This window comes from Streptomyces sp. NPDC006335 (assembly GCF_040612795.1).
Lineage (GTDB): Bacteria > Actinomycetota > Actinomycetes > Streptomycetales > Streptomycetaceae > Streptomyces.
Window position 1 is genome coordinate 344,290 of record NZ_JBEXQX010000010.1, and the last position, 20,275, is coordinate 364,564.

The window sequence follows — 20,275 nt, forward strand, 5'->3', positions numbered from 1 at the left end:
GGCGCGCAAACTTTCGAGGGGCAGGGAAAACACCAGCCCATCAACGGCATTCGCCGTCCCCGGTCCGCCCTACGATCCCGCCAGTTGCAGCGAGGGTCCGGATCCGGAGGGGGACGTCACCATGGGCTCGTTCAAGGGCTGGAGACACCCAGCGAGACACCCAGGGTTCGCGTCCGCCGCTCTCACCGCCCTGTTCGTCGCCTGCCTCGGTGTCGGCACCGCACACGCGGACACCGCCACCGGTACGACGTTCTACGTCAACGACGAAGCCACCGACTGTGACGACAGCGGTCCCGGTTCGGCGGCTGAGCCCTTCTGCCAGATCCAGCCGGCCGCGGACGCCGCGGTGCCGGGGGACACCGTACGCATCGCGGGCAACAGCACGTTCTACGCGCCCGTGACCATCAGGTCCGCGGGCACCGCGGACGCACCCGTCACCTTCTCCGCCGCCGCGACCGGCGACGGATCGCCGGTCACCGTCGCGGGCCCGCGCCCGGCCACGGGGATCACCTTCTCCGGCGCCCGGTACGTCGACATGGCCGGGATCCAGGCCAGGGCCGCCGGGGCGAGCGCACTGGCCGTCGAGGACTCGCAGCACATCAGCTACCGCGCCGCCTCCGCACAGACCAACATCGCCGACACCACCACCGCCGTGATCGCGATCGACGGAGCCTCCTCCGACATCTCCCTCACCCGCCTCAAGGTGGTCCGGAGCTCCGGACCGACGGCTGTCAGCAGCGCCACCGGAGCGCGGAACATCACCCTCGCCGGCGACACCTTCCAGGGCGGCGGAGTCTCGGCCGAGGGCACCGCGGGCATCGACTTCGCGGGCGACACGTTCTGGACGGACTGCGGCGCGATCAGCCTGACCGACGGCAGTTCCGGGTCGGTGGAGAACACCGTGGCCCTGCCCTACGGCACGACGGCCTGCTCCCCCGCCACGGCCGAACTCACGGTGGACGCCACCTCCGCCCCCCAGGTCAGCGCGGACTACAACGCGCTCAACCCGCCGTCGGCCGGGACGGACTACGACTGGGCCGGCACCGCCTACGCCACCGCGCAGGCCTTCCGGGCAGGCACCGGCCAGGGCGCCCACGACCTTGACCAGACGAATCTGACGATCCCGGCGGGCGGACTGCCCACGGAGCACTCACCGCTCATCGACTCGGCCGACTCCGACGCACCCGGCGAGCTGTCCACGGACGTCGACGGACACCCCCGGGTCGACGACCCCCTCGTCGCCGACACGGGCACCGGCCACGACGACCGGGGCGCCACGGAGTTCCAGGACCCGTTCGCGCTGAGCGGGCTCACCGTCACCACCGGGTTCGTCGGCGTCCCGGGCACCGCCACCGCGCAGTTCCGCAACCCGTGGTCGGACTCGCTCGACGGGTTCACGTACACCTTCGACTTCGGGGACGGTACGACCGTCACCTCCGCCACCGGCTCGGCCGGCCACACCTACACGCAGGTCACGTCCAGCACCGGCGTCCAGGCCTCGGTGGTGGTGAACAGGGCCGACGGAACGCGGGTCGGTACCGCCTACGACCAGGTACGGATCAATCCGCTGCCGGACCTCGCCCCGACGATCGGCTGCGTGGCCGTCCCCACGGTGCCGGACTCGGCACAGTGCACGTACGACACCTGGTTCGACCCCTACCCGGTCACCAGTGACCGGATCACCTTCGGCGACGGTTCGGCGGCGCTGTCCGTCACCGCCTCCCACGACGTGCTCCAGCACACCTACAAGGCGCCCGGCACCTACACCGTCACGCAGACGGTCACCGACTCCGACGGGCGGACCGCCACCGTGACCTCCAGCACCACGGTCGGCGCCTCCTTCATCGTCGCCGGTCCCGTGCGGGTACTGGACACCCGGTACGGGACGGGCGCGCCCGAGCGGGCCGTCGGCGCCGGCGGTGTGGTCCGGCTGAAGCTCCTCGGCGTGGGCTACCTCCCGGCGTCCGGGGTGACGGCGGTGACCCTGAACGTCACCGACGCGGGCGCCACGGCGTCCAGTTACGTGTCGGTCTACCCGGACGGCACCGCCCGCCCGAGCGCCTCCAACCTCAACTTCCGTGCCGGACAGGACAATCCGAACCTGGTCACCGTCCGCGTGGGGTCCGACGGCTACGTCGACCTCTACAACGCGCACGGCAGCGTGAACCTCATCGCGGACCTGGAGGGCTACTACACCACCACCAAGCCCGGCGACGGCGACCTGAACGCGACCGGCCTGGCCACGGTCCCCCCGACCCGCGTGCTGGACACCCGCGACGGCACCGGCGCGGCCAAGGGCGCGGTCGGCCCGGGCAGCACCACGACCCTCACCCTGCCGACGTACGCCCGCGGTTGGGCGACCGTCGGCGCCGTCCTCAACGTCACCGTGACCGGGGGCACCAGCAGCGGCTACGTCACCGTGTCCTGCGGCAGCCCCTCGCCGGCCACGTCCACCCTCAACTACCGGGCGGGCCAGACCGCCTCCAACCTCGCTGTCTCCTGTGTGAACGACGGCAAGGTGCACATCTACAACAGCGCCGGGCACGTCCAGCTGATCGCCGACCTCCAGGGGGTGTACACGAACGCGCAGGTGGGCACGGACGCCGACCCGGTCGCCCCCGCCGGCGCGCCGTTCCTGGCGACCGCGCCCACGCGTTTCCTCGACACCCGCACGGGCCTGGGCGCGTCCGCGAAGCCGCTGGGCGCGGGCGGCACACTCACCGTGAAGCTCACCAAGGTCCCGGCGGGAGCCACCGCCGTGCTGGTCAACCTGACGGGCGTCGCCCCGGCCGCCAACACCCACCTGACCGCCTACGGCGACGGCACCCTGCCGACCGTGTCCAACGACAACCTCACCGCGGGACAGACCCGCCCGGTCCTCGCCGTGCTCCCGGTCGGGGCCGACGGCTCCATCCGCATCCACAACGCGCTCGGCTCGGTCGACGTCGTGGCCGACCTGGAGGGTTACTACGGCTGATACGGGAGCCCGCGCACCCGGCCCTAGAGGCGGAAGGGGCCCTTGATGCCCGCCCGCTTCGCCCTGTCGATCCGCTCCGGTCCGGCGGTGTTCCGGTCCTCTTCCCTCGCCCTCCAGTCCCTGGGCTGGAGGAGGAGCAACTCACCGCCGCCCGGCACGATCATCGCGCCGCCGAAGGGCTCGTCACCGGCGAACCAGACGCCGTCGGTGATGCCGACGGGCCACCGACCACGCCCCACGGCATCCTTCGCGCGCAGGGTGAAGGGGGTGCCCTTCTGGTCGCCGAAGCGCAGGTAGAGCGTGTGGGTCGACTCCATGCCGATCTTCTCGACGGGGGTGCGGAATTCGAGCGGGTAAGTCCTCAACACTCGGGAGCATTTACGGATCGAACGCAGGCGGTCGAAAAGAAGCAGCGATACCCACACGACACCGATCATCCCGATGATGCCCACCGGCAGCAGATAGTCGAGCTGGAACACGTACAGCTGGACCCACATCAGCAGGAACACCGGGAAGAACTTGAGGAACCTCTTCAGCGCGTCACCGTAGTAGTGGCGCACCGCGCCCTGGTATTCCGATCCATCGGTCGGATACGGCGCGGGCGGGGTGTTCGACTCCAGACCGTGCTTCCACTCTTCTGGCACCGTCATCCGAACGGGCTCCTTTCGTCTGCCGCTGAGCCGGAATCCGAGAACGGGACCTCGGCAGGGCCCGGCGCCGCCGGGTCGTCGAACGTCACCGTACGCGCGACGCCGAGCAGCACGCCGCGGTAGTCGTCGGCGAGCTCCACCGCCGGCGTGACGAGCTGCACGGTGATGATCGACGAGGTGCGAGGAACCGGGATCGCCACCGTGCCCTGCCAGACGGTCTCCTGCGCGGGCTCGTCCTGACCCTCGGGGGGAGCGGTCGGCGCGGGCGTGGTCCGCTCCGTCTCCAGCACGTACGCGGTGCCCACGGGCAGTTCCACGGGCACGATGCCGTCGCCAGGGCCGGTCCCGTCCCCCAGCATCTGGAGAAGCACGGCTTCAGGGTGCGCTCCCGACGTGGGGACGGTGGAGACCGTGAGGACGGACAGGTTGGCCCCGCCGTGCTCGTCCGGGTGCATGCCGAGCGCGCACCCCATGACCTCCTGGCTCCGCAGCATCGTCAGGACGCCGGCGTACAGCCGGAACACCTGGTCGGCGCGGTCACGGAGGTCATCGGGGAGGGCGTCGATCTGCCGGGCCACCTCCTGGATGCCCTCAGGTGAGGGATGGAGGTCCAGCTGGAGGTAGCCATGGGGCAGTCCGTACCAGAATTCCGGCTTCGGCTGGGCCTCCACCGTGTCAAGGAACGCGTTCACAGCCGGATGGCCCCCATCAGTTCGCCGATGCCCGTGGCGATGTCGACCCTTGCGCCCTTCAGACCGGTCGCGGCAGCCGCGCCCTTCGTGATCTCGGACGCGTCATGTCCGGGGCCGTTCTTCGGAAACACGCCCAGGCTTTCCAGGGACGACGCCATGTTCGCCGCCACGTTGACGCCGTTGATGCCGTACTGGAGCGCTCCGGTGCCGGGCGAGGTCGCCACGTCGAGAGCCTTGTAGCTGAAGGCGGGCACGATTTCCTTGCCGAACGTGCCCAGCTTCGAGCCCAGCGACAGGGCCTCGCCTCCTTCGCGGGCAACGGCCGCCGCGAGACCCACCTCGCTGCCGGCCTTGGCGAGGGCACCGACGCCGGGCACCATGCCGAGAGTGTCACCGACCAACGCGGCGGCGGCGAACGCGCCCTCTTTGAAGCCGTACTTGCCCGTGAGCGCGTCTCTGAAGTCCTCGCTGGCGAGGTTCTTCGCCATGGACACCCCGCTCGCCACGACCGCGATCCCCGCGAACACCGGCGCCAGCGGCGTAGGGAGCAGGGCCAGGAGCCCCGCGATGGCTCCGATGGTGCCGGCGTGCTCCACCAGGAACTCGCCGACCGCCTTGAGGCCCTCGCCGATGGCGCTGAGGGCCTTGTCGAACCAGCCCGGCTCCTTGGGGGCGAGCTGGTCGTCGGCCTCGTCGAGGCTGCGGGCGACGATCTCGGCGGCGTCGGTGTGGGTGCCCTCCAGCTCCTTCGCCTTCGCGATGACGTCGTTGTAGGCGGTGTTGGCGTTGTTGAGGTGGGTGGTGGCCTCGTTCAGTTCGCGCTCGGCGGCGCGCAGACGCTCCGTCGCGGCGTCGGCCTCCGCCTGGCTGGGGTATTCCTTGCCGCCGAGCTTGAGGTCCGGGTTCCCCTTGGCCTGGTCGTAGCGGCTGCGGGCCTTGTCGGCGTCCGCCTTGTTCTCGCGCGCGGCGTCGTCGTACTTCTTCGCCAGGTCGCGGTGGGAGGTCAGTTCGCCTTCCCATTTGCCCAGCGCCGCGGCGGCTTTGCCGAGCGAGTTCCCGGCGTTCATCATGGCGGTCTTCAGATCGCCGTCCAGGGTGTCCCGGAACGCGCTCGCCGCGTCTCCCTGCCAGCTGGAGCTCGCCCCGAGCAGGTACTCGATCTGCCGGTGGCAGTTGTCGAGCGTGTCCGCCGCGGACTTCACCTTGCGGTAGAGGGAGCTGACCTGCTCGGGAATTCCCGGGACCGGGTTCCAGCCGAGGCTCGGGTACGGGTTGGCTGCCACCGGCTACTTCCCCCCGGTATTCGCGGCGTTGGTCTCTTCCATCTTCTTGAGGGCCTTCGAGAGGTTCTCCTCGAACTGCTTATAGCTCAGCGCGGTCTTTTCGACGCCCTCGTCCACCGCTTTGATCATGTCTTTCAGCTGTCCCGTCCCGTACTTCCATCTGTTCTGGAAGGTCTCGCACGCCTCGTCCAGCCGCGGGGTTCCGATCTGTTCCGCACTGACAGCGGAGAGCGCTGTGCGTGCTTCCTCCAGATCGGTGACGGACTGCTTCAACACCCGGCCAAAAGAGTTCAATTGGCTCAGGTCGACCTTGAATTCATCCGCCATGAGGCGGCCCCCTTCTTCGATACGTGCGAGGCGACACGGGACGCATGGAGAGCGGAACAGAAGTCCCCGCCATGGTGCCGGCGCGCCACCAGACTAAAGGACGGGCAAAGGCCCGGTGTCGCCGTTCCCCGCGGGAAAGCACAACTCCCCTACAGCCACAGCGAGTCGAGCGCGACCGCGCCCCACTGGCCGCCCATCATTCTTGGAATCTCCACAGATTCCTCAACTTCTGGCACGGACCGCGGTTCCGCGGGGGCAGCGCCGCGCGATCTCTCCGAGGGCCACGCATCGCTCCGGTGTCGTACGGCGGCCCCCTGAAGCCCTCTCCGCGTACGTCCGCAAGCGGCTGCTGGACTCTTCCGCGCCGAGGTCGAGTGGTCGGAGCGCTCGCGCACGACCCGGCGCCCACCGAGGACGCCCCCCTCGACCGTCGCTGGGTGGAGGCCTCGCTCGGCGGACCGGCTTGGCTCGTCGGCGGTGCCGGCGCATCGCATGGAGCTTGCGCTGACGCCCCGTACTCCCAGACCGCCGAAGTCAGGCCTCACCGCACCGCGCCGGTCAGGCGGTCGCGGGCCCCCGCCTCCCGCGCTGTGATGCCGCCAGGTACGCGACGAACCCCAGGATGGCGAGGGTCCAGGCCAGGGTGACCGGCTCCAGGCCGAGGGCGAGGCCGCCGCGGGAGTGGTTCACCGCCATCCAGTCGGCGAGCGAGGCGCCGAGGGGGCGGGTGATGACGTACGCGGCCCAGAAGGCGGTCACCGCGTTCAGGCCGCTGAAGCGGTGGGCCAGTGCGGGCACGCAGATCGCGGCCGCGAAGAGCAGGACCGAGCCCACGTAGCCGAGTCCGGCGGTCGCCGTGAGGTCGCCCGCCGCGGTGCCGAGGGCGAACGTGGCGAGCACGGCCGCCCAGTAGAACACCTCGCGCCGGCGGGTGCGGATGCTGTGGATGGACAGCGTGCGCTCGCTCGCGTACCAGAGGACGAAGACGGCGGCCAGGACGGCGAGGAAGGCGGGGGCGGAGACCGCGTAGGGGACGCCGAGGCCGACGTGGAGGACGTCGGCCGCCATCGTGCCGAAGACGCTGACCATGACGACGGCGGTCCAGTAGACCCAGGCGATGTGCCGACGGACGGTCAACTGGACGGCCAGGGAGGCCACCAGGGCGACACCGCCGGCGGCGACCGCCGGTACCGGGCCGAGCACCCGGGCCAGGAGGTCGGACGCCGTCTCCCCCATGCCGGTGGTCAGCACCTTGATGATCCAGAAGCAGACCGTCACTTCGGGCACCTTGTTGGCCATCGGGCTCAGGTCCAGGCGGGAACGGTCGTCCAGGTCACCGAGGTGGTGCTGTGTCGTCATGGTCCGCACGATGACACGGTCAACCGCCCTTGCCCCAGACCGCTTTGCCATAGTTTTTGTGCTTCTGGCGAGTAAGTTTCCTTTCAGAGGCTGACGGACCGGCGGCGGCCGCCCTCACCTGCGTGTCCGGGCCGTCGGCGTCGGCTCCGGGCCGTCGGCGCGCAGGGGGTCGCGACCGGGCTTGGGCGGGTCGGCGACCACCGTCCCCTTCTTGTGGTGGCGCGGCACGACGTCCTGGGGGAACGTGAGCTGCTGGTTCATCCACTTCAGGGCGGGAGGCATCTCCTGCACCCAGGTCGGGAAGTTGTGGCTGCCGTGCTCGGGCAGGATCGACACGACCCGCATGGGCGGCTTGACGGCCTTGATGAAGGCCTGCGTCTGCGGGTAGCCGCGCTCACCGTGCTTGCTCTCGGCCACCAGGACGGAGACCTGCGGGGCGGGCAGGTGCTTGAGCCGCCACATCAGGTCGTGGCCGTTCATCCGCTCGACGCGGTCCGGGCCGTTGCCGAAGAGATTGCCGGTCGTCGGGTCGTCCTTGACCCGGTAGTCCGGCGACAGGGCGGCGGCCGTCGTGTACACGTGCGGATCACGCATCGTCAGTTGCAGGGCACAGCTGCCGCCGGAGGAGTAGCCCATGACCCCCCACGCGCTGGCGTCGTGGCCGACCCGGTAGGCGGACTTGAGGGCGTCGGGGAGGTCCTTGGCCAGGAAGGTCTCGGTCTGCGGGCCGCCCGGTACGTCCACGCACTCGGTGTCGCGCGGCGGGGCGATCGTCGGCCGGATCATCACCATGATGGTCGGCTGCATCTGGCCGCTCTTCTGCAGGGCCCCGGCCGTCTGTGACACCCGCAGGTGCTGCGCGAGGTTGAAGATGCTGCCCGGGTAGCCGCTGAGCGCCACGATCACCGGGAAGCGCTGACGCTGGTACGCCTTCTGGAAGTACTGCGGCGGCAGGTAGACGAACGCCGGGTCGACGACTCCCGTGCGGCGGCCGATGACCTTCACGGACTCCACGCGCCCGTCGACCGCGGCGGGGCCGGTGGGCAGTCCGCTGACCCGCTTGAGCTGCTCGTCGGTGGCGGGCTGGACCAACGCGCCCTTCACGGCGACGCCGTTGACCGTGCCGGTGCCGCCGAGGTCACCCGCCTGTGTCACCCCGACGGGGGCCGTCTCCACGCGGCCGAAGAGTTCGCCCCACGAACCGAAGAACTGGTACGACGAGTTCAGCCAGCACGCGAACGCGGCGATGATCACCACCTGGGTCGTCCCGAGGGCCACCAGGCGGCCGAGCACCTGAAGCAGTCCCTGCCGGGCGAACCGTGGCCACCACCAGACCAGGAGTGCCACACACACGGCGGCGAGGGCCGCCATCACATATACGGTCGTCTCGCTGGTCAGACCCATACCGGTTGATCCCCGATTTCCTACCTGTGCGGTTTCCTTCACACAGAAGGAGGGCTCCGGAACCCTTCGCGTTCCCCAATTAGTGCAAAAGGGGTACGTGTCCTAGGGCACAGGAGGGACGCGACGGCCAGGAGCGGCGGCCCGGACGCTCACTTGTCACCGGGTGCGTCCGGCGCCTGCCGCCCCATGGTGCTGGCCCGTGTGATGAGCCGGTGCGGGGCCCGGATCTCCATCCCGGGGACCGGCGTCGAGCTGCCGATCCGCTTGAGGAGTCGCGCCACCGCCGTCTCGGCGATCATCTTCTTGTCCGGCGAGATCGTCGTGACGGGCGGGTTCGAGTAGCGGGCGTCCTCGATGTCGTCGTAGCCGACGACGGCGACGTCCTCGGGGACGCGCAGTCCGCGGGCGGCCAGTGTGTGCAGGGCGCCCAGGGCCACCAGGTCGCTGTAGCAGAAGACCGCGTCGGGCGGCTCCTCCAGGTCGAGCAGGTGGGCCATGGCGCTCGCGCCGTCGGAGCGGTTGAAGCGCGGGGTGGAGATGACGAGTTCCTCGTGCACCGGTACGCCGGCCCGCTCGTGCGCCAACCGGTAGCCCTGGGTGCGCAGTTGGGCCGCCTCGCCGGTGCGGTAGGGCTGGTCGCCGATCGCGGCGACGCGGCGCCTGCCGAGGCCGAGCAGATGCTCCGTGGCCTCCCGGGAGGCGGTGACGTCGTCGATGCCGATGTGGTCGAAGCCGCCGTCGCTCACCCGCTCGCCGAGCACGACCAGCGGGAGGTTCGCGTCGCGCTCGCCGAGGTCGGACTGGGCCAGCCCCAGCGGGCTGAAGATGACGCCGTCGAACAGCAGTTGCTGGGAGCCGCGGCTGAGGAACAGCTTCTCGTGCTCCGCGTCGCCGTCGGTCTGGTCGATCAGGACGTTGTAACCCCGCACCCGGGCCGCGCGGATGATGCCCTGGGACAGTTCGGCGAAGTAGGGCGTGTCCAGGTACGGCACCACGACCGCGATCTGGCCCGAGCGGCCTGAGGCGAGGTTGCGGGCCAGGACGTTGGGCTGGTAGCCGAGCTCGTCGACGGCCTTCTGCACCCGGGCTCGCATGGCCTCGGAGACCGGTGCGTAGCCGTTGACGACGTTGGAGACGGTCCGGCTGGAGACGCCGGCGAGCGCCGCGACGTCGCGGAGTGTGACGCCATTTGCCATATGCACACCTTCGTCCCGGATGTCGTTTTCAGCGCTGAAAGTTTCCTACGGGTTACCTCTTGCAGCGCGGCAAGTTCTCGGTTAACACTTTTGCAGCGCTGCAAAGCGTAGCAGAAGGGGGCCTGATCCAGCCGGGTCGGGAACCCAGGGACCGTGACGTCACCGCGTCGCGGACCGAACCGTAGGAGCCGCAGTGGGAACAGCCACCACTCAGGGACCGGGAGCCGCACCGGCCCTGACAGGGCTTCACTCTTTACTCATGGTGGTCTGACGGCGCCCGTGCGCTGATCACCGAGCTGCCGCTCACCTTCACCGACGTCACAAGCGCCCACCCTCCCGCGCCGGTTGACGTCCTCTCCGCACCCGAGCCGCGGTGCCGCATGCCTCGGCCCCACTCCCGCCGGACCCCCGCGTGTCCGGCGTACCTCCGCCTTGCCTCCCTCGCCCCTGCCCTCGGGCACCACATCCAGGAGATTGCTCATGTCCTCCACCAGAAGGCCCACGCCCCGTTCCCTCCGGCGCACCGCCGTCGCGGCGACCTCCGCCGCGCTCGCCGGCGTGCTCCTCGCGGCCTGCGGGTCGGGCGGCGGCAGCGGCAGCGGCACCACGGGCAGCGGCCCGGTGCACATCAAGGTGTGGGCCTGGTACCCGCAGTTCAAGCAGGTCGTGGCCGAGTTCAACAAGACCCACAAGGACGTCCAGGTCGACTGGGTGCAGGCGGGCGTCGGCCAGGACGAGTACACCAAGCTGAAGACCGCGCTCAAGGCGGGCCAGGGCGCCCCCGACGTCGTCATGCTGGAGTTCCAGGAGCTGCCCACCATCCAGCTCACCAAGGGCCTGCTCGACATGGGCAAGTACGGCGCCAACGACGACAAGGGCAACTACGTCGACTGGGCCTGGAAGCAGGCCTCCGACGGCGAGCACGTCTACGCGATCCCGGTCGACGGCGGCCCGATGGCGATGATGTACCGCGCCGACCTCTTCAAGAAGTACAACCTCAAGGTCCCGACGACCTGGGCGGAGTACAAGGAGGAGGCCGCCAAGCTGCACAAGGCGGACCCCAACGCGTACATGACCGACTTCGGCAGCGACGAGACCGCGGCCGGCTGGCGCCAGGGCCTGACGTGGCAGGCCGGCTCGCGCCCCTACACCTACTCGGCGAGCAAGCTGCCCGACATCGGGGTCAAGCTCAACGACGACAACGCCAAGAAGGTGTACGAGTACTGGGGCGACCTGGTCAAGAACAAGCTGGTCGACACCCAGTCGTACGCCACCACGGACTTCTACAACGGCCTCAGCAGCGGCAAGTACGCCACCTACATCGCGGCCGGCTGGGGCCCGGGCTACCTCTCCAGCGTCGCCAAGAAGACCGCGGGCAAGTGGCGGGTCGCCCCGCTGCCGCAGTGGACGGCGGGCGACAACGCCCAGGGCGACTGGGGCGGTTCCAGCTTCTCGGTGACCTCGCAGACCAAGCACCCCAAGGAGGCCACCGAGGTCGCCCGGGAGCTCTTCGGCACCTCCCAGGCGGCCTGGAAGATCGGCATCGACCAGGCCTACCTGTTCCCGCTGGTCAACCCGATCCTCAACGGGGCGTACTTCCAGGACAAGAAGTACGACTTCTTCGGCGGCCAGCAGATCAACAAGGTGTTCGTGCCCGCCGCGAACGGCATCGGGACCTTCGACTGGAGCCCGTTCCAGGACTTCGCCTACAACACCGACACCGGTGAGGTGGGCAAGGCCCTCCAGGGCCAGAGCGACTGGTCGTCCGTCAACGACAAGATCCAGGACCAGGTGACCTCCTACGCGAGCAAGCAGGGATTCAAGGTCAGCGAGTAACCGACCCGAGTCCCCGACTCCCCCACTGCCCCCGCCGGCGGCCGCGCGTCGCACCGCCCGCCGGCGGGGGCTCCGCAAGACGCGCAAGGAGATGTGATGAGCCTGCTCCGACAGCAGGGACCCGCGCCGGCCGTGAGCCCGGGCACCGTTCCCGCGAAGGGACTCGGCGCCCCGGCCACCGGTACGGGCCGCCGCCGGACCGGACGGCAGTCCGCCCACACCCGCCACCAGGCCATGGGCCTGCTGCTGATCACCCCGTTCGGCCTGCTCTTCGCGGCCTTCCTGGTGGCTCCGCTGGCGTACGCCTTCTGGCTGAGCCTGAGGACCTCCACCCTGGTCGGCGGTGACCACTTCAGCTGGTTCGCGAACTACCAGCAGACCTTCACCGACCCGCACTTCCTGTCCGGTGTGCGCCGTGTGGTGGTCTTCGGCCTGGTGCAGGTCCCGGTCATGCTGGGGCTCGCGCTGCTCGGCGCCCTCATCATCGACGAGGTCACCGGCAAACTCGCCAAGGTCTTCCGGATGACCCTGTTCATGCCGTACGCCGTCCCCGCGGTGATCGGCGCCCTGATGTGGGGCTTCCTGTACAGCCCCACCTTCGGCCCGGTGAACTCCCTCAGCCACGCCCTGGGCGCCGGGAAGGTGGACCTGCTCGGCCACAGCCTGATGCTGACCTCGCTCGGCAACATCGTGACCTGGCAGTGGACCGGCTACAACATGATCGTCCTGTACGCCGCCCTCCAGGGCCTGCCCCGCGAGGTCTACGAGGCGGCCAAGCTCGACGGCGCGGGCCAGATCCAGACGGCCCTGCGCATCAAGATCCCGATGATCTCCTCGGCCATGGTGCTCACGCTGATGTTCACCATCATCGGCACCCTGCAGTTCTTCACCGAGCCGCGGGTGCTGGAGCCGACGGCGTCCTCCGTGATCACCCCGGACTACACGCCCAACCTCTACGCCTACAACCTGGCCTTCCAGTACTCGGAGTTCAACTACTCCGCCGCCATCTCCTTCTCCCTGGGAGCGGTGGTCTTCATCGGCTCCTACCTCTTCCTGTTCGCCACGCGCAAAAGGAGCGGACTGAAGTGACCACCGCCGCCGCCCCCGCCCCCGTCGTCGCCGTCCCGGCGCCCCGCCGTACGTCCTCCGCCAAAGGACGCGTCACCGTCAACGCGGTGATGGTGGCGATGATCCTGTACTTCCTGCTGCCGTTCTGGTGGCTGGTGGTCGCCGCCACCAAGGACAACGACGCCCTGTTCTCCACCGCGGCCCTGTGGTTCCACTCGCCGGGCGCCTTCTTCACCAACCTCCAGCAGCTGTTCACCTACAACGACGGCGAGTACCTGCGCTGGATGGGCAACACCGCCGTCTACGCCGGCGTCAGCGGGGTCGGCGCGACGGCCGTGGCGACCCTCGCCGGGTACGCCTTCGCCAAGTACCGCTTCCCCGGCCGCAACCTGCTCTTCTCCAGCCTGCTCGGCGCCATCATGGTCCCGGCGACCGCGCTGGCCATCCCCACCTACCTGCTGCTGAGCAAGGTGGCGCTGACCAACACCATGTGGGCGGTCATCCTGCCCTCGCTGCTCAACCCGTTCGGCGTCTACCTGGTCCGGGTGTACGTGCAGGAGTCGCTGCCGGACGAACTGCTGGAGGCGGCCCGCGTCGACGGCGCCGGTGAGCTGCGGGTGCTGTGGTCCGTCGCCCTGCCGACGCTGAAGCCCGCGCTGGTGACGGTGTTGCTGTTCTCGATGGTCGGCACCTGGAACAACTTCTTCCTGCCGCTGGTGATGCTGAACAACGACAAGCTGTTCCCGCTGACCGTCGGCCTTCAGTCCTGGTACCAGGGAGCGCTGGTCCAGTCCGGCGCGAACACGCTGTTCACCCTCGTCATCGCGGGTTCCCTCGTGGCGATCATCCCGCTGATCGTCGCCTTCCTCCTCCTCCAGCGGTACTGGCGCGGCGGGTTGACCGTCGGAAGCCTCAAGTAGGCCCAGCCCCCTCGCCCAGCCTCCTCCCCCTTCGCGCACCTTCCGGAGCGACCTCCATGCTGCACGCCTCCCTGACCGTCGACCCCGCCTTCCGCGTCGCCGACGTGAGCCCCCGGACCTTCGGCTCGTTCGTCGAGCACATGGGCCGCTGCGTCTACACCGGCATCTACGAGCCCGGCCACCAGTACGCCGACGAGGACGGCCTGCGCCGTGACGTCCTGGACCTGGTGCGCGAGCTGGGGGTGACCGCCGTGCGCTATCCCGGCGGCAACTTCGTCTCCGGCTTCCGCTGGGAGGACAGCGTCGGCCCGGTCGCCGACCGGCCCGCCCGCCTGGACCTGGCCTGGCACAGCACCGAGACCAACGCGTTTGGCCTGCACGAGTTCCAGCGCTGGGCCGAGAAGGCCGGCGTCGAGTCGATGATGGCCGTCAACCTCGGCACCCGGGGCGTGGCGGAGGCCCTCGACCTGCTGGAGTACTGCAACCACCCGGGTGGGACCGCCTGGTCGGACCAGCGCATCAAGAACGGCGCGCACGACCCGTTCGGCATCCGCATGTGGTGCCTGGGCAACGAGATGGACGGCCCCTGGCAGACCGGCCACAAGACGGCCCAGGAGTACGGCCGTATCGCCGCCGAGACCGCCCGGGCCATGCGCATGATCGACCCCGGCCTCGAACTGGTCGCGTGCGGCAGCTCCAGCTCCTCGATGCCGACCTTCGGCGCCTGGGAGGCCACCGTCCTGGAGGAGGCGTACGACCAGGTCGACTACATCTCCTGCCACGCCTACTACGAGGAGCTCGACGGCGACCTGGGCAGCTTCCTTGCCTCCGGCGTCGACATGGACCACTTCGTCGAGTCGGTGGTCGCCACCGCCGACCACATCCGGGCGAAGCTGGGCCGGAAGAAGCGGATCAACCTCTCCTTCGACGAGTGGAACGTCTGGTACAACACCCGTTTCGAGGCGCGGGACAAGCCGACCGACTGGGCCGTGGCGCCCCGGGTGATCGAGGACGAGTACAACGTCGCCGACGCCGTGGTGGTCGGCGGGCTGCTGATCAGCCTGCTGCGCAACAGCGACCGGGTCACCGCCGCCTGTCTCGCCCAGCTCGTCAACGTCATCGCCCCCATCCGCAGCGAGCCCGGCGGCCCGAGCTGGCGGCAGACCACCTTCCACCCCTTCGCCCAGGCCGCCCGGCACGCCCGCGGCACGGTCCTGCGGGTGGAGCCGGTCGCGCCGACGTATGAGACGAAACGTTTCGGCGAGGTCTCCGTCGTGGACGCCGTGGCCACCCACGACGGCGACGAGCTCACCGTCTTCGCCGTCAACCGGCACCAGAGCGACAACGTCGCACTCGCCCTGGACCTGCGGGCGTTCCCCGGCTACGTCCCGGTCGAGCACGCGGTGCTGAGCGACCCCGACATCCGCGCCGTCAACACCCAGGACGACCCCGACCGGGTCCGCCCGTACACCGCGGACACCGGCAGCGTCACCGACGGACGGCTCACCGCGAGCCTGCCGCCCGTCTCCTGGAACGTCGTCCGGCTGCGCCGCGCCGGCTGACCACTCCCCCTCCGACACCCGCCGTCCCCGTCTCCCCCCGATCTCCCGGGAGCGGCGGGCCCCGCACCATCCCCTCTTCCCGGACATCCCTTGGGAGCCGCCCATGTCCACCATCAGGGAAAGCGCCAGACTGCGCGCCGTACCCCGCCCCCAGGCGATCACCGTGCTGCTGGCCCTGCTCGCAGCCGTCGTCGCCCTCGTCCTGCCCGCCTCGGGCCAGGCGCACGCGATCTCCCGTGCCTCGCAGACGATGTACACCCCGCCGTCGGGCGCTCCGTCGCCGGGCTCGCTCTACCCGCGCGCCATCCGCCTGCAGAACAGCGGATCGTCCAACGGCACCCTGCTCGCCACCTTCGAGCAGTACAGCTCGGGCACCCCCGTCTTCCCGATCTACCGCAGCACCGACAACGGCAGCAGCTGGACGCAGATCTCCAGCATCAGCGACACCCACAACGGCTTCGGCAACCGCTACCAGCCGTTCCTGTACGAACTGCCCACGCAGATCGGCAACTTCCCGGCGGGCACGATCCTCGCCGCCGGCAACTCCATCCCGAACGACCTCTCCACGACCGAGCTGGACCTGTACGCGAGCACCGACCACGGCGTCACGTGGTCGTTCGTCAGCACCATCGCGCAGGGTGGCGAGGCCGACCCCACCAACGGCAAGACCCCGGTGTGGGAGCCGTTCCTGATGGTGTCCGGCTCGAAGCTGATCGTGTACTACTCCGACCAGCGTGACCCGAACTACGGCCAGAAGATCGTCCACCAGGTCTCCACGGACGGTCTGACCTGGGGCTCCGTGGTGAACGACGTCGCCACCTCGACGTACGGCGACCGTCCGGGCATGCCCGTGATCGCCAAGCTGCCCAACGGCAACTACGTGATGACGTACGAGTTCTGGGGCGCCCCGGAGGGCGGCTTCGCCGTCTACTACAAGATCTCCTCCAACCCGGAGGCGTTCGGCTCCGCCACCGCCATCCCGCTCAAGGCGACCGACGGCACCCAGCCCAAGAGCTCCCCGTACATCACCTGGCTGCCCACCGGCGGCGCCAACGGCACCCTGGTGGTGAGCGCCAACAGCAGCGACGACCTGTTCCTCAACACGCAGAACGGCGCCGCGAACACCTGGACGCGCATCGCCTCCACCGTGCCGGGCGGCTACAGCCGCGGCCTGCTCCCGCTGGCCGACGGCCACAGCCTGATGGTCCTCAGCGGCGGCCACCTCACCAGCACCGGCCTCAACCCGATCACCTACGGCACGATCGACCTGGGCGGCGGCATCTCGGACGGCGCCACCTACACGATGTCCAACGCCAACAGCCACCTGATGCTGACCATCGCGGGCGGCTCCACCACCAACGGCGTGGGCGCCACCCAGCAGAACGCCGACAACGCCACCGACCAGCAGTGGAAGTTCGTCCAGCAGACCTCCGGCTACTTCAAGATCTTCAACGTGGCCAGCAACAAGGTCCTCGGCGTGACGAACCAGTCCACCGCCAACGGCGCCAAGGTCGTCCAGTGGGACGACAACGGCACCCTCGACCACGAGTGGGCGATCGCCCCGAACCCGGCGGGCGGCTTCACCGCCACCAACCGGATCAGCGGCAAGTACCTGGAGATCCCCAGCGCCTCCACCACCGTCGGCACCGCCGCCGGGCAGTGGGCCGACACCGGCTGCGCCTGCCAGCGCTGGAACCTCACCCAGACCGCTCTGCCGACGCTGTCCACCGGCCAGTACCGCCTGGTCAACAAGAACAGCGGCAAGTTCCTGGAGATCCCCGGAGCCTCCACCGCGACGGGCAAGCAGGCGGGCCAGTGGGTGAACACCGCCAACAACTGCCAGCTGTGGACCTTCCAGTCGCAGAGCGGCGGGGCGTGGACCGTGAAGAACGTCAACAGCGGTCTGTTCCTCGACAGCAACGGCTCGACCTCGGCCGGCGCGGCCGTCGTCCAGAACGCGTCCTCCACCGCGAGCTCCCAGAAGTGGACGCTCACGGACGCGGGCGGCGGCTACTACAAGCTCGTCAACTCCGGCAGCGGCCTGGTGGCGGACGTCGCCTCGGCCTCCACCGCCAACGGCGCGCTGATCGTGCAGTCGGCCGACAACGGCGCCGATGACGAACTGTGGCAGGTCGTCCGGGTCAACTGACCCACCCGGGGGCCCGGCCAAGGCCGGGCCCCGATCTTCTGCTCAAGATCCCGAACAGTGATCGCAGTACCGAACAAGAGAGGTGGTGGGCCGCCATGCCCGAGGAGCCCTGTGTCGTGGGCGTCGACTTCGGAACCCTGTCCGGACGAGCCGTCGTCGTCCGCGTCCGTGACGGCGAGGAGCTCGCGTCGGCGGAGCACGTCTACCCGCACGCGGTCCTGGACCGCGAACTCCCGGACGGCACCCGCCTCCCCCCGGACTGGGCCCTCCAGGTGCCCTCCGACTACATCGACGTCCTGCGCACCGCCGTACCCGAAGCGCTCGCCCGCGCCGGGGTGGCGCCCGAGCAGGTCATCGGCATCGGCACCGACTTCACCGCCTGCACGATGGTCCCGACGCTGGCCGACGGCACGCCCCTGTGCGAGCTGCCCGCTCTGGCCGGTCGCCCGCACGCCTACGTCAAGCTGTGGCGCCACCACGCCGCCCAGGCGCAGGCCGACCGGATCAACGCGTTGGCGGAGGAACGGAAGGAGCCGTGGCTGCCGCGCTACGGCGGGAAGATCTCCTCGGAGTGGGAGTTCGCCAAGGCACTTCAGGTCCTGGAAGAGGACCCGGAGGTGTACGGCCGCATGGAGCGGTGGGTGGAGGCGGCCGACTGGATCGTGTGGCGGCTGAGCGGGACGTACGTCCGCAACGCCTGCACCGCCGGCTACAAGGGTCAGTACCAGGACGGCGGCTACCCGTCATCCGCCTATCTGGGCGCCCTGCACCCCGACTTCGCCGGATTCGTCACCGACAAGCTGGACCAGCCCATCGGGCAACTCGGCGACGCGGCCGGGACGTTGACCGCCGAAGCCGCCGCCTGGACAGGCCTGCCCGAGGGCATCACGGTCTGCGTCGGCAACGTCGACGCGCATGTCACCGCCCCCGCGGCGGCGGCCGTCGAGCCCGGTCAGATGGTCGCCATCATGGGCACCTCGACCTGCCATGTGATGAGCTCCGACCGGCTCGGCACCGTGCCCGGCATGTGCGGGGTCGTCGACGGCGGCATCCTGCCGGGCCTGTGGGGCTACGAGGCCGGACAGAGCGGCGTCGGCGACATCTTCGGCTGGTTCGTACGGACCGGGATGCCCGCCGACTACGCCGAGAAGGCCGCGGCGGCCGGGCAGACCGCGCACGAGTACCTGACCGAACTGGCCGCCCGGCAGCAGGTCGGCGAGCACGGACTGGTGGCCCTGGACTGGCACAGCGGCAACCGCTCGGTACTGGTCGACCACGACCTCAGCGGCCTGGTGATCGGCCAGACGCTGTCCACCCGCCCCGAGGACGTCTACCGCGCCCTGCTGGAGGCCACCGCCTTCGGCACCCGCACCATCATCGACGCCTTCGAGTCCGCCGCCGTACCGGTGCGTGAGCTCATCGTCGCGGGCGGCCTGACGAAGAACGCCCTGCTCATGCAGATCTACGCCGACGTCACCCGCCGCCCGCTGGGCGTCATCGGCTCCACCCAGGGCCCGGCACTGGGCGCCGCCATGCACGCGGCGGTCGCCGCCGGGGCGTACTCCGACATCCGGGCCGCCGCCCACGCCATGGGCCGGGTCCAGCGCGGCCTCTACCAGCCGGACCCCCAGCGGGCCGCGGCCTACGAGCGCCTGTACGCGGAGTACCGGGTGCTGCACGACTACTTCGGCCGCGGCACCAACGACGTCATGCGCCGCCTGCGCCGCCTGCGCGCCGAAGCCTCCGCCTGACCTCCTGAAAGGAACCCTCATGGAAACCGACACGACCACCCACCCCGACCGGGAGATCTGGTTCCTCACCGGCAGCCAGGGCCTGTACGGCGACGACGTCCTGCGCCAGGTCGCCCAGCAGTCCAGGAACATCGCCGAGATCCTCGGCGGCCCCGGCAAGATCCCCGCCCGGATCGTGTGGAAGCCGGTCCTCACCGACGCCGAGTCGATCCGCCGGATGTGCCTGGAGGCCGGCGCCTCCGACACGTGTGTCGGTGTGATCGTGTGGATGCACACCTTCTCGCCGGCCAAGATGTGGATCGCCGGACTCAGCGCCCTCGATGTGCCCCTGCTGCACCTGCACACCCAGTACAACCTGTCGCTGCCCTGGCCGAGCATCGACATGGACTTCATGAACCTCAACCAGGCCGCGCACGGCGACCGCGAGTTCGGGCACATCGAGTCCCGGGTGGGCGTCGACCGCAAGATCGTCGCCGGGCACGCCACCGACCCGAGAGTCGTCCGGCGCATCGCCGCCTGGGCCCGCGCCGCCCTGGGCAGGCACGCCTCGCGCACGCTGCGGCTGGCCCGCTTCGGCGACAACATGCGCGACGTCGCCGTCACCGAGGGCGACAAGGTCGAGGCGCAGTTGCGGTTCGGGTTCTCGGTGAACACCTACGGGGTCAACGACCTGGTCGCCGTCGTCGACGCGGTCGAGGACAAGGCGGCCGCCGAACTCGCCGAGGAGTACGTCGAGTCCTACGACGTCGTCCCCGCGCTGCGCCCCGGCGGCATCCGCCACGACTCCCTGCTCTACGCCGCCCGCCAGGAACTGGGCCTGCGCACCTTCCTCACCGAGGGCGGCTTCACCGCCTTCACCACCAACTTCGAGGACCTCGGCGGCCTGCGCCAGCTCCCCGGCCTGGCCGTCCAGCGCCTGATGGCCGACGGCTACGGCTTCGGCGGCGAGGGCGACTGGAAGACCTCCGCCCTCCTGCGCACCATGAAGGTCATGGGCGCCGGACTGCCCGGCGGGACCAGCTTCATGGAGGACTACACCTACCACCTGGGCCCCGGCACCCCGCGCGTGCTCGGGGCGCACATGCTGGAGGTCTGCCCCTC

15 protein-coding genes are annotated in these 20,275 nt (G+C 69.9%); 8 read left to right on the plus strand and 7 right to left on the minus strand.

Features of this window, described 5'->3' with window-relative positions; genetic code table 11:
- Positions 1 to 121: 121 nt before the first annotated feature.
- Positions 122 to 2,977: a PKD domain-containing protein gene (locus ABZ098_RS27720; protein WP_356595575.1), complete on the plus strand. Its 2,856-nt coding sequence runs from the start codon at positions 122 to 124 to the stop codon at positions 2,975 to 2,977.
- 23 nt (positions 2,978 to 3,000) lie between these two features.
- Here the strand turns inward: ABZ098_RS27720 and ABZ098_RS27725 are convergent, their stop codons facing one another.
- The 7 genes from ABZ098_RS27725 to ABZ098_RS27755 all read right to left on the minus strand — a co-directional run bounded on the left by ABZ098_RS27725 (position 3,001) and on the right by ABZ098_RS27755 (position 9,888).
- A complete protein-coding gene (locus ABZ098_RS27725) occupies positions 3,001 to 3,627 on the minus strand; it encodes a hypothetical protein (protein WP_356595577.1) in 627 nt (208 codons plus the stop codon).
- Complete coding sequence (locus ABZ098_RS27730; protein WP_356595579.1) at positions 3,624 to 4,319, minus strand: hypothetical protein; 696 nt, start codon at positions 4,317 to 4,319, stop codon at positions 3,624 to 3,626. Before ABZ098_RS27730 ends, ABZ098_RS27725 begins: the two co-directional genes overlap by 4 nt.
- On the minus strand, positions 4,316 to 5,602 hold the full coding sequence (locus ABZ098_RS27735) for a WXG100 family type VII secretion target (RefSeq protein ID WP_356595581.1): 1,287 nt from the start codon (positions 5,600 to 5,602) through the stop codon (positions 4,316 to 4,318). Before ABZ098_RS27735 ends, ABZ098_RS27730 begins: the two co-directional genes overlap by 4 nt.
- Positions 5,603 to 5,605: 3 nt before the next feature.
- On the minus strand, positions 5,606 to 5,929 hold the full coding sequence (locus ABZ098_RS27740) for a hypothetical protein (protein ID WP_356595583.1): 324 nt from the start codon (positions 5,927 to 5,929) through the stop codon (positions 5,606 to 5,608).
- A gap of 558 nt (positions 5,930 to 6,487) precedes the next feature.
- Positions 6,488 to 7,288, minus strand: a complete 801-nt coding sequence (locus ABZ098_RS27745; protein WP_356595585.1) for a hypothetical protein — start codon at positions 7,286 to 7,288, stop codon at positions 6,488 to 6,490.
- A 114-nt stretch (positions 7,289 to 7,402) separates the two neighbouring features.
- Positions 7,403 to 8,692, minus strand: a complete 1,290-nt coding sequence (locus ABZ098_RS27750; protein ID WP_356595587.1) for an alpha/beta hydrolase-fold protein — start codon at positions 8,690 to 8,692, stop codon at positions 7,403 to 7,405.
- A gap of 149 nt (positions 8,693 to 8,841) precedes the next feature.
- Complete coding sequence (locus ABZ098_RS27755; RefSeq protein ID WP_356595589.1) at positions 8,842 to 9,888, minus strand: LacI family DNA-binding transcriptional regulator; 1,047 nt, start codon at positions 9,886 to 9,888, stop codon at positions 8,842 to 8,844.
- Positions 9,889 to 10,368: 480 nt separating this feature from the next.
- Here ABZ098_RS27755 and ABZ098_RS27760 point away from each other — a divergent pair, with 480 nt between their 5' ends.
- From ABZ098_RS27760 to ABZ098_RS27790, 7 genes are all read left to right on the plus strand, one after another.
- A complete protein-coding gene (locus ABZ098_RS27760) occupies positions 10,369 to 11,724 on the plus strand; it encodes an extracellular solute-binding protein (RefSeq protein ID WP_356595591.1) in 1,356 nt (451 codons plus the stop codon).
- A gap of 96 nt (positions 11,725 to 11,820) precedes the next feature.
- Entirely contained in the window at positions 11,821 to 12,813 is a 993-nt protein-coding gene (locus ABZ098_RS27765; protein ID WP_356595593.1) for a sugar ABC transporter permease, read from the plus strand.
- Entirely contained in the window at positions 12,810 to 13,712 is a 903-nt protein-coding gene (locus tag ABZ098_RS27770) for a carbohydrate ABC transporter permease (protein ID WP_356595595.1), read from the plus strand. Before ABZ098_RS27765 ends, ABZ098_RS27770 begins: the two co-directional genes overlap by 4 nt.
- A gap of 56 nt (positions 13,713 to 13,768) precedes the next feature.
- On the plus strand, positions 13,769 to 15,274 hold the full coding sequence (locus ABZ098_RS27775; RefSeq protein ID WP_356595597.1) for an alpha-N-arabinofuranosidase: 1,506 nt from the start codon (positions 13,769 to 13,771) through the stop codon (positions 15,272 to 15,274).
- A gap of 103 nt (positions 15,275 to 15,377) precedes the next feature.
- On the plus strand, positions 15,378 to 17,423 hold the full coding sequence (locus ABZ098_RS27780) for an RICIN domain-containing protein (protein ID WP_356595599.1): 2,046 nt from the start codon (positions 15,378 to 15,380) through the stop codon (positions 17,421 to 17,423).
- 95 nt (positions 17,424 to 17,518) lie between these two features.
- Positions 17,519 to 19,174 (plus strand): ribulokinase, encoded by a 1,656-nt coding sequence (gene araB / locus ABZ098_RS27785; protein WP_356595601.1) that lies wholly within the window; start codon positions 17,519 to 17,521, stop codon positions 19,172 to 19,174.
- Between the two features lie 19 nt (positions 19,175 to 19,193).
- Positions 19,194 to 20,275: L-arabinose isomerase (locus ABZ098_RS27790; RefSeq protein WP_356595603.1), on the plus strand; the 1,082-nt coding region annotated here is incomplete at its 3' end.

Coding starts and splice junctions, on each gene's coding strand:
- ABZ098_RS27720 (WP_356595575.1), top strand. CDS start 122: ATGGGCTCGTTCAAGGGCTGGAGACACCCAGCGAGACACCCAGGGTTC.
- ABZ098_RS27725 (WP_356595577.1), bottom strand. CDS start 3,627: ATGACGGTGCCAGAAGAGTGGAAGCACGGTCTGGAGTCGAACACCCCG.
- ABZ098_RS27740 (WP_356595583.1), bottom strand. CDS start 5,929: ATGGCGGATGAATTCAAGGTCGACCTGAGCCAATTGAACTCTTTTGGC.
- ABZ098_RS27745 (WP_356595585.1), bottom strand. CDS start 7,288: ATGACGACACAGCACCACCTCGGTGACCTGGACGACCGTTCCCGCCTG.
- ABZ098_RS27750 (WP_356595587.1), bottom strand. CDS start 8,692: ATGGGTCTGACCAGCGAGACGACCGTATATGTGATGGCGGCCCTCGCC.
- ABZ098_RS27755 (WP_356595589.1), bottom strand. CDS start 9,888: ATGGCAAATGGCGTCACACTCCGCGACGTCGCGGCGCTCGCCGGCGTC.
- ABZ098_RS27760 (WP_356595591.1), top strand. CDS start 10,369: ATGTCCTCCACCAGAAGGCCCACGCCCCGTTCCCTCCGGCGCACCGCC.
- ABZ098_RS27765 (WP_356595593.1), top strand. CDS start 11,821: ATGAGCCTGCTCCGACAGCAGGGACCCGCGCCGGCCGTGAGCCCGGGC.
- ABZ098_RS27775 (WP_356595597.1), top strand. CDS start 13,769: ATGCTGCACGCCTCCCTGACCGTCGACCCCGCCTTCCGCGTCGCCGAC.
- ABZ098_RS27780 (WP_356595599.1), top strand. CDS start 15,378: ATGTCCACCATCAGGGAAAGCGCCAGACTGCGCGCCGTACCCCGCCCC.
- araB (WP_356595601.1), top strand. CDS start 17,519: ATGCCCGAGGAGCCCTGTGTCGTGGGCGTCGACTTCGGAACCCTGTCC.